Here is a 22,012-nt window from a genome sequence, read left to right on the forward strand (position 1 = left end):
GGAGCGCACCCGACCAACACGATCGAGGACGAACACCATGGGACCCGGAACCGTCAGCAAGCCCAGCCCTGAGTCGCAAGCCGCTGCGGAGCACTTGGCCGCACTGAGGGCTGCCGAGGAGGCTCGTCGTCGTGCCGAAGAAGCTGCCCGGCGAGCGGCCGAGGAGGCGCGGCGCAAGGCAGAGGAAGCCCGCCGCCAGGCCGAGGCCGCCAGGCGCGAAGCCGAGCAGGCGAAGAAGGCCGCCGCCGATGCCGCGCGCGCAGAGAAGAAGGACGACAAGGAGCTCCAGCAGTTGCGCGATGCGGCCCAGGCCAAGGAGACCGAGGCGCTGAAGAAGGAGGCGAAGGCAAGCCTGGCCGAGAAGGAGAAGCTGCTGCTCGACAGCAAGCTGCAGGACGCGCAGCAGGGTCGCAATCCGACCGCTCCATCGGAAGGCACGCAGGCCGCCGAAAAGGAAGTCGGCCTGGCCAAGAAGGTGGTGGCGCTGTACGAGGCGCCCGAGCAGAAGGGCGATCAGGCGCTCGACGGTGCCTCGGCGCGCACCAAGGACCTGCAGACCAAGGCGCAGGAGGCGGCCAAGCCCGCGTTCGATGCGCTGATGCGTGGCGAGCAGCCGACGAAGGAGCAGGAGGACAAGGCGAACAAGGCCATAGGCGAGTGGCTGGATGCCGCGCAGCAGGAGATGCGCACGGCGGGGGTCACGGCCCAGGCCAAGGGGGGCGATGTGAACACCGCCATCGACGAGCAGGCGGCTGCCATCCGCAAGCGCCTCGAGGACGGCGGCGTCTTCGATCCCAAGGCATTCGATGAGTCGCTGAACGCGGCGAAGTCCGAAGTGAAGGGCGAAAGCCCGGCCGCGCGCCAGTTGCGCATGGAGCAGTACGACTCACGCAAGACCGCCCAGGCCGACTATGACAAGGCTCGCCAGGATGCCAAGACCGCCGACGAGAAGGCCGACGCGGCAGAGGCCTATGCGAAGAACTTCAAGTCGGCTTCCACCGATTCCCAGGTCACCGCGCGAGAGAACGCGCGCGCCGAGGCCAAGCGCCTGCGACAGGAAGCCGACGACGCGCAGGCCAAGGCCGATCGCCTGAAGCTCCAGGGCGACGCGACGGACTCGCAGTACGAGTCCGACATCGCCGACATCAAGGTGCGCGACGCGCAGGCCGGCTATGCCAAGGCGAAGGCGAGCGGGGACAAGGATGCCATCGCCAAGGCCGAGAAGCTCCTCGACGGCGCCATTGACGAGCAGACGCTCGCGCACGACCTGCGCGACGATGCCTCGGCCAAGCTCAAGCTGTTCGATGCCAAGGGCAACCTGGCCGATGCAACGGCCGCGTGGGAAGCCGAGAAGGGCAACCAGCCGCAGCTCAAGGAAGTCGAGTACAACCACCGGGGCACCAAGACCACCCGCACCATCACGCCCGACGGCTATGACAAGACCTTCTGGGCCACGCCGGGCACCGACGCCGGCAAGAACGTCCAGAAGATCGACGGCAAGTGGTACTACGTGACGTCCGGGCCGCGGGGCACGCAGAGCAAGCAGGAGCTCAACCCTGTGACTGCTCAGCTATGGGAAGCACACGTAGGCGTGAACGGCGAGCAGAAGGACGGCAAGACGGTGGGCGGCGCCCAGCTGGCTGCAGACCAGGCGCAGGCCAAGCTCAAGCTCACGCTCGAGGACATGTTCGGCACCGGCGACGGCCAGACTCCCGGCCGGCTCGACAGCCAGGCCTGGCTGGGTGCCGAAGGCGACATCAACAAGAAGCTCACCGATGCCAACGACGGCGTGACCGCGGCACAGAGCGCGCTGACCGCGGCGCGCAGGTACGGAGCCTCGGCAGACACGATCGCCGAACTGGAAGCCGACCTCGGGGGGAAGCTGCAGCTGCAGCGTCAGGCCCAGGGCATGGCTGACGCGCTGAAGGCCATCAAGGAGCTGCGGCAGGCGCAGCGCGACCTGGTCGAGATCCAGAACCCGGGCTCGGCAAGCCGATGCCCGACGATGACCGAGGCTCAGGCGCAACAGCGGGTGAACGACCTGCGCGACAAGGCGCGTACCGCCGTCGCCAATGCGCTCAAGCCGCCCGAGTTCTCACCCGAGCAGGTGAAGGCGGCGCGCACCCGGCTCGGCGACAACCAGAAGCTGCTCAAGACCCAGGAACAGACGGTCGAGACGGCCCGCACCGAATGGCAGAACGCCAAAGGCGACGACAAGGTCAAGAAGGACCAGACCTACCAGGCCGCGCTCGACAAGTACGACCAGCTCAAGCTGGCCGTCGACAATGACGCGAGCCTCGTCAAGCAGGCAGACACCCGCTACCGCGCAGACGCGGCACAGAACCAGTACGACAACTTCGGCTTCGTGAAGCCCAACGAAGGCTACACGCGGGGCGGCTACAACTTCGCTGCGAACCTCGAGGACCAGCCCGCCGGCTTCGACCCCACCTATGACGTGAAGCCGCCGTCCAACTATGACGAACTGCTGCGCACTGCCAAGAAGGAGGACGACGGCACCCGCGTGCTGAGCGACGGCACGAAGATCAAGCCCGACGGCACCTGGGAGCTCAAGGACGGCACCCAGATCGAGCACAAGGACGGCAAGTACTACGTCAGCTTCAAGACCTATGTCGCCGCGGGCCGCGCCGGCATGGTGGCCTCCCGCAGCGACAAGTTCGAGATGCACGGCGTGACCGCGAAGCTTTGGGATACCAAGCGCCTGGCCTACGAGGCAGACGTCGGCCGCACCAAGTTCCTCGATGACCTGAAGCTCAAGGGCCAGACGCTGCCACCTGCAGAGCCTCCGCCCCCGGTGCTGGGCCTGGACGGCAAGCCCAGGCCGACCCTGCTGCTCACCGACGACCTGGCCAAGCGCAAGCCCCAGGTGGACAAGGCACTCACCGACGCCACCGACGCCCGCAAGCTGGCGCAGCAGAACTACGACCAGGGCACGGGCGACCGCACAGAGCTCAAGACCAAGCTCGACGAAGCGATTGCGCTCGAGGACATCGCGCGCAAGGAGCAGGCGGCCGTCGACGCCGTGCTTCTATGGCAGTCGAGCAACCGGGAACGACAGGAATACGACGCGAACAAGCGCGCGGGCCGCCCCGATGCGATGTGCTACGCCAAGCCGCCCGGCGAGAAGGCCGACGACCAGCGTGACCTGGCCCTGAAGGCCATCACGGACTGGCAGGGCGCGCGCGACAAGCTGCACACCGATCGGGCGCAGCGCACGGTCGACACGGCGCAGGCCGCGCACGACACCTGGAAGCGCGAGAACCCCTGGCTCGCCGGCTCCGAGAAGAGCTCCGACACCTGGAAGGCGCTGCAGCAGGCCAAGGGCGACTACGACCTCGTCAAGCGCGGCCAGGCGGCCAACGCCGGCGCGCGCGCCGACGAGCAGGCCTTCATCTCGCACAACCTCAAGCCCGGCGAGCACAACGACCCGCAGGCGCTGTACAGGCTGTTCGACAGCAATCCGCAGGTGATGGCGCAGTCGGTCATCAACGACCACTACGTGCAGTACGGCGGCGAGGCCATCACGATGCAGGGCCGCACCCACCTGGGCAACCTGGTGTCGCAGGCGCTGGGCTGGCAGCCCAGCGTGGAGCTCGACCCGAACAGCCCGGCCTACAACCAGCAGCTCACGAAGACGCAGGACCTCTACGGCAACCTGGTGAAGGAGCAGAAGGAGCTGCGCGGGAACGTGGTCGACAAGATCATCGAACTCGGCGGCGACGACGCCAAGGTCACGGTGCTGCCGGTGGTCTACGGCCTCGACGAGAAGAACGGCGGCATCGTCAAGACCGCCATCTTCAAGGTCGAGGGCGACAACGGACAGGTCAAGTACGTTGACGAACAGGGCTGGGAATACAAGAGCCTGGACGACTACCGAGCCAACAACAGCCTGCCGGTCGAAGACGTGAAGCTGGTGATGCCCGAGGACGGCAAGTTCACGCTCGACGACAAGGGCAACGTGAAGCTGCTGGTGGCCGATGCGCGCACCGAGACCGGCTGGGAAACCTTCCGCCGCGTCTCCAAGATCGACTACGTGGTCGCCGGCGTGGGGCTGGTGGCGGGCGTGGTGCTCACCGTGGGATCGATGGGCACGCTGTCGGTGCCGGGGGCGGCGATCGCAGTCGCCTCGGTGAGCCTGGTGGCGGCCGGTACCTATGGCGTGGTCACCTCGGCGCAGAGCCTCCAGCGCCAGGCCGACCACGGCCAGAGCGTCAACCCCTTCACCAACGCACAGGCGCGCATGGACTGGCTGAACCTCGGGCTGTCGGCGCTGAGCGTCCCGGTGGTGGGCGCCTCAGGCCGCGCCACGATGCTGGCGCTGCGCTCCAAGGCAGCCTTCGACCGGGTGGGCGATGTGGCCGACGTCACCAGGCTCACGGCGCAGCAGGCCGCCGACCTGCAGCAGGGCGTCGCGTATGCGCAGCGTGCGGCGGCCTGGGGCAAGCCGGCGCAGGCCGCCGCCAAGCCGCTGGCCGTGGGCAGCGGCGTCGCCATGGAAGAGGGCGTGCGCCAGCTGATCCAGAACTGGGACAACATGTCGCCCAGCGAGCGCAACCAGCAGATCGCGATGCTGGGGCTCAATGCAGCGGGCTTTGCGTCGCCGGTGTTTGCCAAGGGCTACGTGCAGGCACACAACTCGGTCAAGGGGGCGTTTCGCGACGCACCGGCAAGCACCTCGGCCACGGCGCCGGTCAGCCGCCCCATTGCCAATGGCGCCATGGGCGAACCCGAAGCAGTGCCTGCGCTTGCAGCAAGAGGCCGCGACGACTTCAGCCTGCCGACCGACACGTTGCCTTCGGGCAAGCCGGGGCAGTTGCCTGCCGGCAAGCCATCCGATACACCCGACCCGCTGGCCCCGCTGCGCGAGCGGCCTTCCTGGTGGAAGCAGGCGCCAGAGGGGACTTCATCCATCAAGGTTGTGAAGCCGGCCGCCCTGGATGAAGGCAGCAGGATCGTGCTTTCAGATCTGAACACCACAAGCCTCAAGCGCACGACAGATCACGGCCGCCCGCCGAACGATAGACCATCGTCCAGGCGGCTCGCCGGCGAAGGTACGGTGCGCGCGATCTCCGCGCACCGCGACCTGCGCAACCCGCATGCGCGCGTCCACACCGACCAGATTGCGGGAGCCAACCAGCCTGGGGCTGCTGTGCGCAGCCCAAGTCGGCGATCGCGGCAAGAAGAAGTCACGCTCGCGGCCAGGGCGCGCGACAGCAACGACGCGGCGCCATCCGAACCCGGCTGGTTTGACGACACGCTGCTGCGCGCGGCCTTGCATCCGGCCATGCGGAAAGAGCTGTTGCACGTGATGCGAGAAGAAGCGCCTCAAGCCACGCCGCAACAGCACCTCGAAGCGGTCGAGACGCTCTATGGCACACCGCAGAGCGTCCGCATGACCTCCACCCATATGCCGGAGCTCTTCCAGCGCCAGGTGCTCGCCGCCTGGCGGCGGCTCGAACATGCGGGGACGCCGGTGGAGATCAATGGCTGGACGCCGCTGGTCACACCGCGCCCGCAGACCTACCAGATCCGGCCGTCGCGCCCGCCGCAGCTGGACACGGTTGCCGACTTCGCCAACTCGCTGCGAGGCGTCACCCCGCAGTCGACGCGTATCGCGCGGGCCCTCGACAACGGCGACATCGAGTTCAACTTGCTGAGCGCGCCGGAATTCCAGCGTGCGCGCAGCACACAGGATACGGACGTGCCGTTGGCGTTCGCCCGTGGCCACCGCATCTTCTTGAACCGCGACAGCGACCCATGGGCGCTGCTGCTCGATGCCGTGCATGAAGGCACGCATGCGCTGGATCACCTGACACAGCTCGACATCGGGCGCCCTTACCAGATCCGCGTCGGCGACAAGGTGGTGGACAGCGGCGTGCACCAGCGCGGCAGTGAGGTGTTCGGCGGCGACCTGGAAGCGCGCGCCTATTACCACCAGATCGAGTTCGCACGCGCGCTGGGCTTGAGCAGCGAAGGGCACGAGGGATTTCCGACGCTGGTGGGCCCGCACCAGATCAACGCGGCGCACTCGATGCAACAGGTGCATGGCCACATCCAAGCGGGCTACCCCGACGCGACCAACCTTCATTTCCGCCCAGCCGCCGATCCGTACCATCCGCCGCTGCAGTACCAGCGCACCCTCCGGATGCCCGGCGCCAGCCGCGTGGCGTTTGAGCGCCCGCGGGCCACGGGAACGCACGGTGAAGGCGCGAAGCCGTGGCGCATCACGCATGGCGATGAACATGCCATGGCGCGCAGCGTGAACCCAACGCGCTCGGACACCAACTGCATCAACAGCGCGGTGACGCTCGATCGGATGATGAGTTCGCCTGGCACGCTGCTGCAGGCCGTGCCTTCTGGCGCCAAGACGCTGGCGCAGGTGTTTGCGCTGTACGGCGACGCCCCCACCGCCGCCTTCGGCAACTCTGGCGATGCACTGGCACATGTCGCGACGCTGCCTGAAGGCTCGCGCGGCTTCGTCACGATGGGCGGTGGCGACGGCGCCGACCTGCACATCGTGAACTTCGTGCGGCGTGGCGATGATGTGGACGTGATCGACGCGCAGGCCGGTCGCCATGTCAGGAGCTTCGACGCAGCGGATGTGCATGTGATCGTCACGCACCAGGGCGGCAGGCCGCCGGTGGACATGACGGTGATGTCGGGGCCGCAGCTGCGGCGATTCCTTGCGACTTCGCCGCACGATGCGCCGGCGCAGGGGCCGCAGGGATGGGTCTCAGGGCTGCCCTCCAATGCAGGCAAGCCCGGATTCGATGCGCAAGGCGATGCGTTGCAACCCACCTCGTTCGGCCGGCGTCGCAGCACCTGGGACGATGTGGCACGAGGCGCGGACGGATACATCCACCGCCAGCAGCTGGCGGCCCAGCCCGGCTCGAAGGTGCCGCCACTGAAGACCTCCGCCGACGAGGCCGCGGTGTTGAAGAGCCTCACCGACGAGCCGGAGATCAACTCGCGCGTGAAGTTCGTCGTCTCGAACGTGGGCCCCCACGACACCATCTTCAGCGGCGCTGGCGTGAAGGGTCGAAAACTCTATGAGACCTATGCGGCAGCCGCGAAGGCTGCCCAGGAAAACGGTGGCGGTTGGGTGCACCGGCTGGTGCCCGATGCGGCCAAGGGTTTGCCGCGCAGGCGCCAGCAGTTCGACAGCTCGGAGATCGTCGGCGCGGTGCACGTGGGCCGCGACGGCACGCAGCTGCCGATCGGCATCCCGAACACGCGCCACGGCACTGAACTCGGCCGTTCGACCGAGGTGGCCGCGACGTGGAAGGAAGCCGTGAAGGGCGTGTTGACGCACACACCGACTCACAGGAGAACAGGCGAGAAAAAACAGATCCGCGCGAAGGTGTTCACCTACGGGGCGGCGGGAGCCCGGATCGCCGCGGAGAGCGTTGCGCCGTTCCTGCCATGGCCCGCAGCCGCCCTCAAGCATCCCGGCGCAAGCTACGCCACGCAGCCGCTGTCGAGCTTCGGGCGCGGCGCCTACCTCACTGCTTCTCAGCGGAGCAAGGAAGCGTATGCCGCCGCCACGACGGGCAACCTGGGCCTGGCGGAAAAGCTCATTGGCAAGGTGACCAGGGGTTCCGGCTGGCGCGGCGACAACCTGATGGAGCGCTCGAAGATCGATGAGCTGTACACCAGCATCTGGAAGGTCCAAGAGGTGGCTGAGACCTTCAGGCAGAAGCTCGGCGCCATGGGTGACGACGCCCCTTCCGCCAGCCGGTTCCGGCTTGACACCATCCAGCACCCAGACGAGGTGGCGCTCGCGCCAAAGCGCTATCTGGATGAGCCGGGTGTGGGCGACTTCATCCAGCTGGTTCGCTTCCGGCAGCGCGACGGGATGTTCGGCCAGAAGACCCGTGTGGTCCGCCAGGAGCTGCTCCGCCGCCTGAGCAACATGGACCGCAGCGAGCTGGCCCGGGCAGCCGATCCGGCGTCGAAGGACAACTCGCCCGAGGCGCGGCTGCTGCGCCGGTTCCCGCAGGTGCGCAAGGCGTTCGAACGCCGGGTCGACGAGCGGCAGGACCTGCGTCGCGCGCATGGCGACTTGTACAAGGCACTGCTCGAGGTGGCGGCCGACCCCGAGAAGCCCGGATACGTGAGCGCTCAGGCCGCCGAAGGCAATGCCGGCAGCACCAACGCGCCGAGTTCCCGGCTCGGCCTCACCAGCCGTCGCGCCACGCTGGTGGCAAGCACCAACGTGTTCGTGGGCTGGTTCTTCAAGCCCATGCGGATCAGCTCCGTCACGACCGGTGTGGCGCACTTTGCCGACTTGCTGGCCGGCGGCTCGCTGTGGGCCAACTACAAGTACAACATCAAGGTGGACCACCTGGACAACGTGAAGGCCAAGCTCAAGGCTGCGATGAAGGCCAGCGGCCTCGACGAGAAGCAGACGCGCGCCGCGGACCCGGATCTCGACAAGGAGCTCACAAACGCGCAGATCGACAAGGACAAGTGGAACAAGTGGCGAGACTTCTTCGGCCTCGCCAGCGCTGGGCGAGCCGTCGCGGTGGGCGTCGGCCTCCAGGAAGCGGGACTCCCCCTGCTCGGATACGCCTCCTACACGCAAGCCGGGCTGACCGTGGCATGGGTGGGGCTCCAGCAGATTCCGGCGCTGCGCAACGGCGCCGCGCCCACCGCCACCAAGATCCTGAAGTGGAGCGCGGTGGGGGCCATCGCACTGGTGCCGGTCGCTCCGGCGGTCTACAACGCCTTCTTCGCGCCGAAGAAGGACGACAACGCCAAGAACCTCGTGGAGTGGACGGTCTGGGGGCTGAAGCAGGCGGCCAGCGGGGTGAAGGACTGGCTGCAGCAGCCAGCCGACCAAATGCCCGTGCCCGGCCCGGCCAACAGCCCGTCGGCCACCCAAAGCCCCTCGGTGACGACAGCACCGACGGTGAGGCCCAGCCCGTCGGCCACTACCCCTGGCACCGGCGACAAGCCACCTGGCCGCGACCCGCACCCGCCAGTGTTCAAGCCCATCTACGTCACAGTCGATGGCAGCGACCCGAAGACCGGCACGCTGAGAGGCATCGCAGAGAACAACGCGGCCACGCTGCTGGCGGGACCTGAGCTCGACAAGGCCAGGCAGGAGGGCGGCCGCAACCGGGTGGCGAACGAGGCGCTGTCGCAGCTGTTCAACCTCAACCCGCGGTTCGACAAGCGGTTGATGGACGGCGTCGTCAGCAACGTCGCCGGCGACCCCGACACGCTGATGGAGGGCTGGAAGGTCAAGGTGGGAGAGACGCGGGTGAGCGGCTGAAGTGACGCCGGGCATGCCGCATCCGTGCCCGCGTGACGCAGGCGCTGCAACAGAGGCGCCGGCAGCGCACTGCCGGCGCCTCTGTTGATCAGAAGTCGTACAGCATGCCGATCACGAAGCCCGACGGATCCGCCCCCGCGCCGGCCGCCGCCACGTTCAGCGGGTTCACGCCGAAGCGGTAGTTGGCGTTGGTGTCGTTGCTGATCTTCGTCCAGTAGACGTAGGCCTGGGCGCCCTTGAACAGGTTGTGCTCGTAGCCGAACGTCATCTGGCGCGCACCCGACTCGGCCCCCACGAACAGCGCGGCCGCGTCGGCGCCCACCACGGTGGTGCCGGCCGGGGCCGAGCCGCTCACGTCGCCGGCCTGGCCGTAGCGCAGGCTGAAGGCGCCTTTGCCCACCGGCACGGCCGCGGTCACGGTGGCGTACTTGCGGCTCGCGGTGCCCACCGGCAGCTCGTAGTTGAGCTTGTTGAAGCCCGCGCCGATGTTGAGGAAGCCGAAGTCGTAGTTGGCCCCCAGCCGCCAGGCGTCGTCCTTGAAGCCGGTGGCGTTGAAGTTGCGGTGCTGTTCCCATGCGGCCATCGCCTTGAGCCTGGCGATGCGCCAGGTGAGCGACAGGCTGACGAGCTTCTTCTGTTCGCCCGAGCCCTTGTCCTCGTTGTCGAGGCCGTACTGCAGGGCGGCGCCGAAGCCGGCGAAATCGGGCGAGTCGTAGCGCAGCGAATTGCTCTGGCGCCGGCCGAAGCCGTTGTTCGAGCCGCCCAGCACGGCGATGGAGCCGTCGTCCTGGATGCCGGTGCCCTTGAAGCGGTCGGTGAGGCCGCCCAGGTCCTTCATCGGCGTGTCCATCTTGCCGAGGCGGAACTTGCCGAACACGCCCTCGAGCCCGACGAAGGTGTCGCGCCCGGCCAGCGTGTCGCCGCCGGCGTCCCAGCTCACGCCGGACTCGAGCTGGGCGAACACCTTGATGCCTTCGATCTCGGTGGCCGCGCGCAGCCCGAAGCGCGACGAGTTGCTCGACACGCGCTGGTTGCCGCCGAAGGCGTCGGCCGCCGGCGTGCCGCCGAGCCGGGTCTTCTCGAAGTCGACGTTGGCGCGGCCGTAGAGGGTGAACTGCGCATGCGCGCCATGGGATGCAAGCAGCGCGCAGGCTGCCAGTGCTAAGGTGGTGAGGCTGGTTCTCATGAAGTCTCCGTGGATGGGCCCCGCTGTGCGGCAGGGCGATTGCCGTTCGCGCTCTCTGTTGTGTGGCGCGCGGCAATGCTTCATGGATGCGCGAGGGCCAACAAACGGATCTACCCGCTACGCCGGCGCCAGCGAATTGCAAGCTGGCTTTCACCCGGCGTTGCTTTCGGCTGGCTTGCAACCCCCCGTGGTGCAAGTCCCGGTTCGCAACCGGATGCACGGTGGCACGATGCACGGCATGAAACTGCTGCTGGTTGAGGACGACTTCGATCTTTCCGGTGTGCTGGGCAAGAGCCTGGCCGCCCGGGGCTTCGACGTGCTGTGCTGCGCCGACGGCATCGAGGCGCTTGCCGCGGCACGCAAGAAGCCGTTCGACGTGCTGGTGCTCGACCTCACGCTGCCGCGGCTCGACGGTCTGGAACTGCTGCAGCGGCTGCGCAGCGACGGCAGCCGGGTGCCGGTGCTCGTGCTGACCGCACGCGGCGCGGTGAGCGAGCGGGTGGCCGGGCTCAATGCGGGGGCCGACGACTACCTCGCCAAGCCGTTCGACCTCGACGAGCTGGTGGCGCGGCTGGGGGCGCTGACGCGCCGGCTGGGCCGCGACGGCGAGCTGCGCTGCGGCCAGCTGCGCTACGAGCCGGCCTCCAACGCCTTCTACAACAACGAGGTGCCGCTGGACCTGTCGCCGCGCGAGGGCGACCTGCTCAGGAGCCTGATGTCCCGGGTGGACCACGTTGTGCCCAAGGAGGAGCTGCGCATCGCGGTGTTCGGCGACAACGACGAGACGCATGTGGACGCGATCGAGGTGATCGTGCACCGCCTGCGCAAGAAGCTGCAGCGCGCCAGCGTCGAGATCCTCACGCTGCGCGGCGTCGGCTATCTGCTGTGCGACGACGCCAGCGCAGTGGCGCAGGCTGCGAGGTGATGCTCACATGGCACGCCTGGCTCCTGCGCGCCCGGTCGTTGCGGCGCTTCCTGCTGGTGTGGCTGCTGGGCGGCCTGTGGCTGCTGGTGGGCGGTATCACGCTCGTGCTCTACCTTGCCACTGCGGTGCAGGCGGCCGATGCGCAGGACGAGCGGCTGCGCGCCGCGATTGCCGAGGTGGTGCAAAGCCGCTCCAGCGGCAGCGCGGCCGAGCCGCGGCATGCGGTGCTTTCGCAGTCGGGCGTGCTGTCGGGCGCCGAGCCTGCTTTCATGTCCACGCACTACCGGGTGAGCGACATGAACGGTGAATGGATCGCCGGCGAGCGAGGCCTTGCCGTCTACCCGTGGAGCGCCTCGCTGGCGTCCACCGGCACGCCGCAGCTCTACGTCACCCACCTGCACGGCAAGCTGGTGCGGGCGGCCGCCGCGGTGCGCCATGTGAGCCGGGCGCCGGACGACGCCGCCAGCGTGATGGTGCAGTCGGCCGAGCCGCTGGCGCTGCGCTTTCCGTCGCTGGGCGACCTGCCGCGCGAGCCGCTGCTGTGGGTGTATGCGCTGGCCGCGGCCATGACCGTGGTGGTGGCCAGCGGCGTGGCACTCGCGCTGCGCTGGCTCGACCGCGCACGCGAAGCGCTGGGCTCGCCGCAGACCGATGCCGCGGCCTACGACGGGCCGGCCGAGCTGCTGCCGGCTGTGGAGCGCATGCACGGCCTGCACCGCCGCCAGCGCGAATGGGTCGGGCAGCAGCGCCGCTTCCTGGCCGATGCCTCGCATCAGCTGCGCACGCCGATGTCGGTGCTGCGCACGCAGCTGCAGTCAGCCATTGCGGGCGACGTGCCCCCCGCCGAGGTGCTGCCGCAGATGCTGCACACGGTGGACCGCGCCAGCGGCATGGCCAACCAGCTGCTGAGCCTCACCAAGCTCGAGCAGATCAAGCGGGCAGGGCAGCTGCAGCCGGTAGGGTTGTGGGGCGTCGCACGCGAGGCGGTGATGGAGCTGTCGCCGCTCATCGCCGCCAAGCGGCTCGACTTCGCGCTCGAGGGCGAAGAGGGCGCGCAGGCCCCGGCCGATGCGGTGATGCTCGGCGAGCTGGTGCGCAACCTGCTGGCCAATGCCATTGCACACACGCAGCCTGCCGGCCGGCTGGGCGTGCTGCTGCGCACCTACGCAGCCGTCACCGAGCTGGTGGTGTGGGACGAAGGCCCGGGGCTCGACGACGAGATCCGCCCGCGCCTGTTCCAGCCGTTTTCGTCGGCCAAGGGCGGCGTGGGCCTGGGCCTGTCGATCTGCCGCCAGATCGCCGACGCGATGGGCGCCACCATGGAGCTGTTCAACCGCATCGACGGTGACAAGGTCATCGGCGTCGATGCGGTGGTCACCTGGGGCCAGGGGCCCTGACACGACGACACACCGTTTCCTGTTTCGCAGCCCGATGCATGCCCGCAAGCGGCGCATGCGGGGCGTGCCTTTCTTCGAATTCCGTACACGAGGAGAACGTTCGATGAATCTCTGCAGCTATCGAGCGGCGGCGGCCGCAGTCGCCCTGCTCGCCGCCGGCTCGGCGGCCCAGGCCCAAGGCTCCGGCCAGCTCAATGTCGTCTGCTCGGTGCAGGACGAATGGTGCTCGATGATGAGTTCGGCCTTCGCCCGCAGCTCGGGCATCAAGGTCAACGTGCTCAAGCGCGGCAGCGGCGAAGCGCTCGCGCAGCTGATCGCCGAGCGGGCCAACCCGAAGACCGACCTGTGGTTCGGTGGCACCGGCGACCCGCACCTGCAGGCCGCCGAGCAGGACCTCACGCTGGAGTACAAGTCGCCCAGCCTGCCTCAGCTGCACCCGTGGGCGCAGGCCCAGGCGCAGCAGTCGGGCTGGCGCACCGTGGGCGTGTATTCGGGGCCGCTGGGCTTCGGCTTCAACACCGAGCTGCTGGCCAAGAAGAAGCTCGCCGCGCCCAGGTGCTGGAAGGACCTGCTGGCCCCCGAGCTGAAGGGCGAGGTGCAGGTGGCCAACCCGGCCAGCTCGGGCACGGCCTACACGATGATCGCCACCATCGTGCAGCTCATGGGCGAGGACAAGGCCTACGAGTACCTCAAGGGCCTGCACAGGAACGTCAGCCAATACACCCGCTCCGGCACCGGCCCCATCAAGGCGGCGGCACGCGGCGAGACCACGGTGTCGATCAGCTTCGTGCACGACGCCCCCGGCGAGCAGATGCAGGGCTTTCCGGTGGCCACCTCCACGCCCTGCGAAGGCACCGGCGCCGAGATCGGCTCCATGTCCATCATCAAGGGCGCGCGCAACCTCGACAACGCGAAGAAGTTCTACGAATGGGCGCTCACGCCGAATGCGCAGCAGCTCGGCGTGGCGGCCAAGCAGTTCCAGCTGCCGTCGAACAAGAACACGCCGCTGGACAGCCGCATCCCCGACTTCCGCACCATCAAGTTCATCCACTACGACTACGCGAAATACGGCAAGTCGGCCGAGCGCAAGCGCCTGATCGAGCGCTGGGAGCGCGAGGTCAACTCGCTGCCTCGGTGATGTAGACCACCCCCGTAGCGGCTTCGCCGCTCCCCCTCAAGGGGGCGACGCCAGCGGACCGGCAAAGCCGGATCCGCGGCGTCCGCCGGGGCTGCAGCCGCTGGACGCGGCGCAGCAACTCAGAGACAGAGAGAAGAAGGCAATCACGCCATGGACTTTCGCAACAACAAGGCCATCGTCGTCTGGGCGCTGCTCGGCCTGGCCGCCTTTGTGCTGCTGCCCTGGTACCAGCTGCCCGAGGGGCTGCTGGCCCTCCGCCCGGGTGAGCTGGCGGGCGGCCACGACACCTCCTCGGCACTGGCCCAGGTGCTGCTGCATCGGCGCGGCTGGCTGGTCTGGGGCGCTGCGGCGCTGGTCGTCGGCCTGGCCGCGGCCGCGCTCGCGCCGGGCCGCATGCAGGGGCAGGTGCTGCTGGCCAGCGGCGTGCTGGGCCTGGTCGCCTTGCTGGCCCAGGGCTTTGCCATCGGGCTGCAGAGCGGCGGCATCGCCTGGCTGGCCCCCTGGTTCGCCGGGGCGGAGCCGGCCACGCAACCCGGCTTCGGCTGGGGTGCCACGCTGGTGCTGGCCGCGCTGCTGCTGCAGATCGCCTTCGGCCTGGCGCGGCTGGGCGCCTTCCGCGGCGACCTGTTCGTCTCGGGCGCGGTGGTCGCCAGCGGCAGCCTGCTGCTGCTGTTCGTGGCCTTCCCGGTGATGCGCGCGCTGGCCGGTGCGTTTGTCGAAGAGGGCGGCCAGTGGAGCTTCACCGCCGGCTGGTCGCGCATCGCCAACGAGCGCATCTGGGGCCTGGGCTGCGTGACCACCGGCGCGGCCTGCGGCGTGGCCTGGAACACGCTGTTCCTGGCGGTGCTCACCGGCGCCAGCACCACGGTGCTGGGCACCTTGCTCGCGCTGATCGAAGACCGCAGCGACTCGCGCGTGCGGCGCGTGCTGCGCCTGCTCGCGCCGCTGCCCATCATCACGCCGCCGTTCGTGGTGGGCCTCGGGCTCATCCTGCTGTTCGGCCGCGCCGGGCTGGTGAACCAGTTCCTCGAATGGGCCTTCGGCATCACGCCGGGGCGCTGGTTCTACGGCTGGTTCGGCGTGTGGCTGGCGCAGCTGTTCGCCTTCACGCCCATTGCCTTCCTCATCGTGCGCGGCGTGGTGCAGGGCATCAGCCCCTCGCTCGAGGAAGCCTCGCAGACGCTGCGCGCGAGCCCGTGGCGCACGTTCCGCCATGTGACCTTTCCGCTGATGCTGCCGGGGCTGGCCAACGCCTTCCTGGTGGGCTTCATCGAGAGCATTGCCGACTTCGGCAACCCCATCGTGGCCGGCGGGCAGTTCTCGGTGCTTTCCACCGAGATCTTCTTCGCCATCGTGGGCGCGCAGTTCGACCAGGGGCGTGCCGCGGCGCTCGCATGGATCCTCACGCTGTTCGCGCTGGGCGTGTTCGCGCTGCAGCGCGGCGTGCTCGGCAAGCGCAACTTCACCACCGTGTCGGGCAAGGGCGATGCGGGCATCTCGATGCGGCTGCCCGACGGCCTGCGCCGCGTGGCGCTGGCGGTGGCCATCCCGTGGCTGGCCTTCACCCTGGTGGTCTACCTGTTCGCCTTCAGCGGCGGCTTCGTGCAGACCTGGGGGCGCAACTACTCGCCCACGCTGGCGCACTTCCAGAACGCGTTCGGCATCGCCGTCGAGGGCGGCTCGCTCATCTGGCAGGGCATTGCCTGGGACTCCCTGTTCACCACGGTGAAGCTGGCGGCTGCCGCAGCGCCGTTGACCGCCGGGCTGGGCCTCCTGATCGCCTGGCTGCTGGCGCGTCTGCAGTTTCGGGGGCAGGGCGCCTTCGAGTTCTCGGCGCTGATGGCATTCGCCATTCCGGGCACGGTGCTGGGCGTGAGCTACATCCTCGCCTTCAACGTGCCGCCGTTCGAGCTCACCGGCAGCGGGCTCATCATCGTGATGTGCTTCATGTTCCGCAACCTGCCGGTGGGCGTGCGGGCGGGTTCTGCCGCCTTCAGGCAGCTGGACAAGTCGCTCGACGAGGCCTCGCTGATGCTGCGCGCCTCCACCGCCCGCACGCTGTGGAACGTGGTGCTGCCGCTGCTGAAGCCGGCAGTGGCAGCCTCCCTGATCTACAGCTTCGTGCGGGCCATGACCACCGTGTCGGCGGTGATCTTCCTGGTCACCGCGCAGACCGAACTGGCCACCACCTTCATCATCGGCCGCGTCGGGCAGGGCGATTACGGCGTGGCGCTGGCCTACAGCACCGCGCTCATCGTGCTGATGGCGCTGGCCACGGCCGCCATCCAGTGGATCGTGGGCGACCGCAAGCTCGGCCGGCGCGAGGCGGCGGCGGCCGAAACCGCCCCGGCACAGCCGGCGCTCGCGCCGCAGCGCGCACTCTGACTGACTCCCAGGAAGGAAAGACAACGATGTACGGCATTGAATTCCGCAACGTCTCCAAACGCTACGGCAGCTCAGCGGATGCGCCACTGGCCGTTCGCAACATCAGCTTCGGTGTGGAGAAGGGCAGCCTCACCACCATCCTCGGGCCGTCGGGCTGCGGCAAGACCACCACGCTGCGCATGATCGCGGGGCTGGAGTCGCCCACGTCGGGGCAGATCTTCATCGACGGCCGCGACGTCACCACCCTCGGACCGGCGCAGCGCAACGTGAGCCTGGTGTTCCAGAGCTATGCGCTGTTCCCGCACATGAACGTCATCGAGAACGTGTCGTACGGGCTGCGCATGTCGGGCCTTGCGGTGGACCAGGCCCGTGCCAAGGCCGCGGTGATGCTCGAGACAGTGGGCCTGCGCGGTCTCGACGCCCGCATGCCGAGCGAGCTGTCCGGCGGCCAGCAGCAGCGGGTGGCACTGGCCCGGGCGCTGGCCCTGGAGCCGGCGGTGCTGTTGTTCGACGAGCCGCTGTCGAACCTCGATGCCAGGCTGCGCCGCTCGATGCGCGAGGAGATCCGCTCGCTGCAGCAGCGCCTGTCGCTCACCGTGGCCTACGTCACCCACGACCAGAGCGAGGCCCTGGCGGTGAGCGACCAGATCATCGTGATGGACCAGGGCGTCATCGCGCAGTCGGGCACACCGCATGAGCTGTACGAGTCGCCGCAGTCCGAATTCGTGGCCGGCTTCATGGGCGAGGCGATGCTGTTCGACGGCGTATGTCAGCCCGACGGGCAGGTGTCGCTCGGCTCGCTCTCCATCAGGCCTGCCACACCGGTGCAACCCGGGCCGGTGAAGATCGCGGTGCGGCCCGAAGCCTGGGTCATCGGGCCGGTGAGCAACTCCGGTCTGGCGGCGCGGGTCGTCAAGCAGACCTACGTGGGCAGCGTCATGGAATACACCCTCGGCAGCCTGCTGGGCGACATCTTCGTCGTCTCGCCGGATGTGAAGCAGCCGCTGTCGCGAGGCGCGCCGGTGAGCCTCCACCTTGCCGACCACGGCGTCTCCGTCGTGGCGGTGCGGAGCTGAACCTTGTTCTTCTGAACCATCCGAAAGGCAGGCAGCCATGCATGGCGAAGACATGACCCTCTGCGCATCGGCGGCGCCGGTGCTGTACGCGGAGCAGGACCTGTTGTCGCCGCCGCCCGGCGGCACCGAACTGCCTCGCATGCCGAGCGTGGTGAACGACCTGCTGAGCGCCAGCAGCGGCGAGGAGCGGCAGCGCCTCGTGCGCGCGATGCTCCACGCCATCGGCTTCGAGTGGCTGGGCTACGGCACGGTGTGCCAGCACCGCTCGCGTTCGCTGCCGCAGAGCTTCTTCACCAGCTATGGCCACCCGGCGTGGACGCGCCGCTACTTCGACGAGCGCTACTACGAGGTGGATTCCCGTCACCAGGACGCGCCGTGTTCCAGCCTGCCGCTGCTGTGGGACATCGACCACCTCGCGGCTTCGGTCAACAGCGTGCGATCGACGCCGCATCGCCGGCGCTTCCTCGACGACTTCCGCGACAGCGGCATCAGGAGCGGCGTGTTCTTCAGCCTGGCATCGCCCACGCGCGCCAACGAGCGCACGGTCATCAGCCTGATGTCGAGTTCGCCGAACCGGCAGTGGATCGTCGACAGCGTGCTGGGCCAGGCGCTCACGCTGGCGCTGAGCGTGCACGAGTGCCTGGCGCAGCGCAGCCCGGTGCTGACCGGAAAGCCCGGCACCGGCGCGGGCATGCCGCGCACTCAGCAGCACATCCTCAACTACCTGATCCAGGGCCGCAGCGACAAGGAGATCGCCTATCACCTGAAGCTGTCGGAGCACACGGTGGACTACCACATGCGCCAGCTGCGCAGGCGCTTCGCCGCCCGCAACCGCGTACAGCTGGTCAACGCGGCCATCGAGGCCGCGGCCTAGGGCCCGTTGACGCTATTTGGAGCCTCACGTGACCCAGGAAACGGGCGCCATCAAGGCGCAAAGCGGAAGCGGGGCGACTCCCCCGCTGAGCATTTGCAACGCGGAGGGCGCCCGTTTCCTGGGATCACCCCCAGGGACCCAAGCGTGAGGCTCCAAATAGCGTTAACAGGCCCTGTGCTCAGATGTCGAGGTTCTGCGCCGCCTGCATCAACTGCACCCGGTTGCGCACCGCAAAGCGCCGGCGCAGCTGGCGCATGTGGTAGTCGACGTTGTGCAGCGTGAGGTTCAGCCGCGCGGCGATTTCCTTGTCGCCCATGCCCAGCGACACGCACACCAGGATGTCTCGCTGGATGGGCGTGAGCTTCGGCTGCTGCGCGGCGGGCGCTTCGGCCGCCTGGGGCGCGCCGGCATAGCGCGTGTAGAACTCGTGCAGGCACAGCGACAGCGTGAGCACCTGGCCGAGCAGGCCATCGCCCATCCAGGCCGCTCCGGGCGTGCGCGACAGCAGGCTGATGAAGTGGCGCTCCGGGCCCGATGCTGCGGGCAGTGCGAACAGCACGCCGCTGCGCATGCCGGTCTCGGCCAGTTCGGCCACGAAACGCCGCAGCCGTGACTCGGCCACGCTGCCGGCCGCCTGGGCGGCCAGCTGGTCGATGCACCACACCGCCGGCAGGCTGGAACGCAGCGCGACCGACAGGCGTGGGTCTTCTTCGTGATAGCCCTCGCCGAAGTAGCGCTCGGCCCAGCGCCGGTCGGCATAGGTCGTGCAGAACGACAGCGGCACCGCATGGGTGCCCAGCTGGATGAGCCGGCCATAGCCCAGCCATTCGAAGCCCAGCGAATGCACCAGCGTGCTGACCGCCCGGCGGCGCTCGGTGATGCTCTCGGCGGCCAGCAGCGATGCCAGCAACGAAGGCTGTGCCGGCACGCTGCCCGGCGGCAGGCCCGCGGACGCGGGCTCTTCGTGCAGCATCACCGGCGAAGGTGTCCTCATGCCGGGCTTGCTGGTTGTCGATGCAACGGTCCTGCGTGCAGCAGCCATCTGCCGCTGGGGCAGGACCGCGTCGTACCACATGACGATTCCCACGGCGACCTCCTGTCGCTTTTCAACGCTCGATATCCCTGAATGCGGAAATCGAAACGTGAAAAGCTCACGGAGTTGCAGTTCGATACGCCTGCGTGCGGACGGGTCGTTGTCCGAACGCGCGTTCTTGATCGAACCCTGCGTCAGGCGCAGCGCTTCAGCGCCTTTTGCACCACCTGCGGGCCGTCGCGCTCGTCGGGAATGGCTTGCCGCTCATGGTTGGACTGAAGGACCGGCAGTGCTTCGCGCCACCGCTGGCAGGCCGAGCGCAGATCGGCCTGGCGGCGCAACGGTTCGCGAGCCTGCTGGGCACGCAGCTGCAGCGCATTGCCGGCAACGTAGAGGGCCCAGCCGACGTAGTACTGGGTGCGTACGCTCTGCAGCTCGGTCGGCGGCAGCCGTTCGTGCACCCGCACCGCGGCTTCGGCGGCGGCCACCGCGCCTTCGGCATCGCCGATGTCGATGAGGGTCTCGGCCAGCGAAGCCTGGGCTTCCCCCACGCCCTTGATGGAACGCACGTCGTTGGGACTGCGCTGCAGCAGCCGCTGTTCGATCTCCAGCGACCGGCGCTGGAACTCCACCGCCTCGGTCCGGCGCCCCATGCGCAGCAGCGCGTCGCCGGCGTGGCTCAGCATCTTGGCGTAGTTGGGCGCGAGCACCAGGTGGTCGGGGTTGCGCTCGTAGGCAGGCGCCATCGCGGCGATGCCCTTGCGGATCTCGACCAGACCCCTGGCCTGCTGCTCGGGTGCCAGGTCACCGCCCATGAGCTGCAGGCCGCGCAGGCCGTACACCGCGGCCAGGTTGGCCACCACGTCGACGTCGTGCGGCATCAGCGCGAGAACCGCCTTCAGCTGCTCCTCGGCCAGCTTCGAGGTTTCGTGGAAGCGGGCGTCGTCGTCGTTGTGGAAGTACATCTGCGTGAGGTAGATGTACTGGTTGCCGAGCGCGCGCTGGTAGGCGGCGTTTTCCGGCGCGGCTGCAATCAGGGCGCGTGCGATCCGCACTCCTTCTTCGTGGGTGGCCTGCGCCTCGGTGAACTTGGCCTCGTCGTCCAGCAGGCCGCCGATGCGGGTGTGCAGCAGCACCAGTTCATGCATGGCGGCCAGGCGGTGGGGGCTGCCCGGCACGGCGAGGGCGCTGGCCAGCTGCTGCGCATGCCGGTAGCTTTCCATCGCCTTCGGGCGCTGTCCGAAGTTGGACATGCTGGAGGCGCCCTGGATGTCGCCCACCTGGCGGTATCCGGCCGCGAGCTCGAGCTTCAGCGCCGGGTCGGCGCTGGCGTCTGGCCGCAGCTCTTCGAGGTAGCTGATGGCGGTGTCCAGCAGCTTCTTGCGCGCCGCCAGCGAGCCGGGCACTCGCTCTATGGCCTTGTACACGTCGAAGATGAACACGTTGGCCAGCTTGCGCACGCTGGCGAAGTGGCGCTCGGCCCGCGCGCGCTGGTGGGTCGCTTCATAAGCCTGGTAGGCGGCGAAGCTCAAGCCCGCCACCAGCGCCAGGTTGGCCACCAGCGCCGCCCCCACGGCCGCGCGATGGCGCAGCACGAAGCGCCCGGCCCGGTAGCTCCAGGCGCCACGGCGGGCCAGCACCGGCAGCCCCTCGAGATGCCGGAACAGGTCGTCGGCGAAGGCGTCCGCGCTGGGGTAGCGGTGTGCCGGTTCCTTGCGCAGCGCCATCAGGACGACGGCGTCCAGGTCGCCCTTCAGGCGCTTTCGCAACGGCCGCCCGGCGGCCCTGTGGCTCGGCGGGGCCGGCTCCGTTTCGCAGATCGCCTTGGACAGCTCGTAGTCGCTGCCGGCGGCGTCGGCAGGGTAGGGGCTGGTGCCGCTGATCAACCGGTAGAGCACCACGCCGAGCGAAAAGACGTCGCTGGCGGGTGTGGCCGGCTCGGCCCGCACCTGCTCCGGACTCGCGTACTCGAGGGTCATCGCTCGCGGCATGGCGGCCGTCTCAGTGCCTGGCGCCGCCATCTGCCTCGCGATGCCGAAGTCCACCAGCTTGACCACGCCGTCGCGCGTGACCAGGATGTTGGCCGGCTTCAGGTCGCGGTGGACCACGCCCTGGCGGTGCGCGTAGTGCACCACCTGGCACACCGTGCGGAACAGGCGCAGCCGTTCCTCCACCGGCAATGAGCGGGCGTGGCAATAGGCATCGATGGGCTCGCCGGCGACGAGCTCCATCACGAAGTAGGGCACCCCGTCGTCGGTGATGCCGCCGTCCATCACCTTGGCCAGGTGCGGGTGGTCCAGGCTGGCCAGGATGCGTCGTTCGGCCTTGAAGCGCGCCTCCAGCCCGGCACGGTCCAAGCCCTGCCGCATGAGCTTCACCGCCACCTGCTGCTGGAACTGGCCGTCGGCCCGCTCGGCCTGGTAAACCTGCCCCATGCCGCCGCTGCCCAGCAGCGACAGCAGCCGGTAGGCGCCGACGCGGCGGCCGATCCACGGCGGCGCCTCGCCGGGGGTGTCGGCGGCCGGGTCGTCGAGCAGGCCGCCCGCCGCACCGGCGGCTGCCACGAGGGTGGAAAGTTCGGCGCGCAGCGCCGGGTCGCCGGCCGAGGCCTGCTCGATGAAGGCCTGGCGCTCGCGCAGCGGCTGCTCCAGCGCCTGCGCCAGCAGCGCCTTCACCCGCTCCCAGCGGGCCGTGTCCTGCATG

10 protein-coding genes are annotated in these 22,012 nt (G+C 68.8%); 7 read left to right on the plus strand and 3 right to left on the minus strand.

From position 1 onward, the window contains the following. The first annotated feature begins 37 nt into the window (after window positions 1-37). Window positions 38-9,295, plus strand: a complete 9,258-nt coding sequence (locus E8D38_RS17850; protein ID WP_140633962.1) for a DUF4781 domain-containing protein — start codon at window positions 38-40, stop codon at window positions 9,293-9,295. Between the two features lie 88 nt (window positions 9,296-9,383). Here E8D38_RS17850 and E8D38_RS17855 read toward each other — a convergent pair whose 3' ends face one another. Continuing rightward, window positions 9,384-10,481 (minus strand): porin, encoded by a 1,098-nt coding sequence (locus E8D38_RS17855; RefSeq protein ID WP_181179211.1) that lies wholly within the window; start codon window positions 10,479-10,481, stop codon window positions 9,384-9,386. A 238-nt stretch (window positions 10,482-10,719) separates the two neighbouring features. Between E8D38_RS17855 and E8D38_RS17860 the strand changes: the two genes are divergently transcribed. The 6 genes from E8D38_RS17860 to E8D38_RS17885 all read left to right on the plus strand — a co-directional run bounded on the left by E8D38_RS17860 (window position 10,720) and on the right by E8D38_RS17885 (window position 18,276). Further along, window positions 10,720-11,406 carry a response regulator transcription factor gene (locus E8D38_RS17860; RefSeq protein ID WP_140633966.1) on the plus strand — a complete coding sequence of 229 codons (687 nt, stop codon included), beginning with the start codon at window positions 10,720-10,722 and terminating at the stop codon, window positions 11,404-11,406. Further along, window positions 11,406-12,803: a sensor histidine kinase gene (locus E8D38_RS17865; RefSeq protein ID WP_140633968.1), complete on the plus strand. Its 1,398-nt coding sequence runs from the start codon at window positions 11,406-11,408 to the stop codon at window positions 12,801-12,803. The genes E8D38_RS17860 and E8D38_RS17865 overlap by 1 nt, the downstream gene beginning before the upstream one ends. Window positions 12,804-12,906: 103 nt before the next feature. After that, complete coding sequence (locus E8D38_RS17870) at window positions 12,907-13,941, plus strand: ABC transporter substrate-binding protein (protein WP_140633970.1); 1,035 nt, start codon at window positions 12,907-12,909, stop codon at window positions 13,939-13,941. A 150-nt stretch (window positions 13,942-14,091) separates the two neighbouring features. After that, entirely contained in the window at window positions 14,092-16,326 is a 2,235-nt protein-coding gene (locus E8D38_RS17875) for an ABC transporter permease (RefSeq protein WP_140633972.1), read from the plus strand. Window positions 16,327-16,352: 26 nt separating this feature from the next. Beyond that, on the plus strand, window positions 16,353-17,402 hold the full coding sequence (locus E8D38_RS17880; protein ID WP_140633974.1) for an ABC transporter ATP-binding protein: 1,050 nt from the start codon (window positions 16,353-16,355) through the stop codon (window positions 17,400-17,402). A gap of 52 nt (window positions 17,403-17,454) precedes the next feature. Further along, window positions 17,455-18,276 carry a helix-turn-helix transcriptional regulator gene (locus E8D38_RS17885; RefSeq protein WP_181179212.1) on the plus strand — a complete coding sequence of 274 codons (822 nt, stop codon included), beginning with the start codon at window positions 17,455-17,457 and terminating at the stop codon, window positions 18,274-18,276. A gap of 178 nt (window positions 18,277-18,454) precedes the next feature. Here E8D38_RS17885 and E8D38_RS17890 read toward each other — a convergent pair whose 3' ends face one another. Next, a complete protein-coding gene (locus E8D38_RS17890) occupies window positions 18,455-19,270 on the minus strand; it encodes a LuxR family transcriptional regulator (protein ID WP_140633978.1) in 816 nt (271 codons plus the stop codon). Between the two features lie 233 nt (window positions 19,271-19,503). Further along, window positions 19,504-22,011 (minus strand): serine/threonine-protein kinase, encoded by a 2,508-nt coding sequence (locus E8D38_RS17895; protein WP_181179214.1) that lies wholly within the window; start codon window positions 22,009-22,011, stop codon window positions 19,504-19,506. Window position 22,012: the final 1 nt, after the last annotated feature.

Origin of the sequence: Methylibium rhizosphaerae (assembly GCF_006386545.1) — a bacterium.
Lineage (GTDB): Bacteria > Pseudomonadota > Gammaproteobacteria > Burkholderiales > Burkholderiaceae_C > Pseudorivibacter > Pseudorivibacter rhizosphaerae.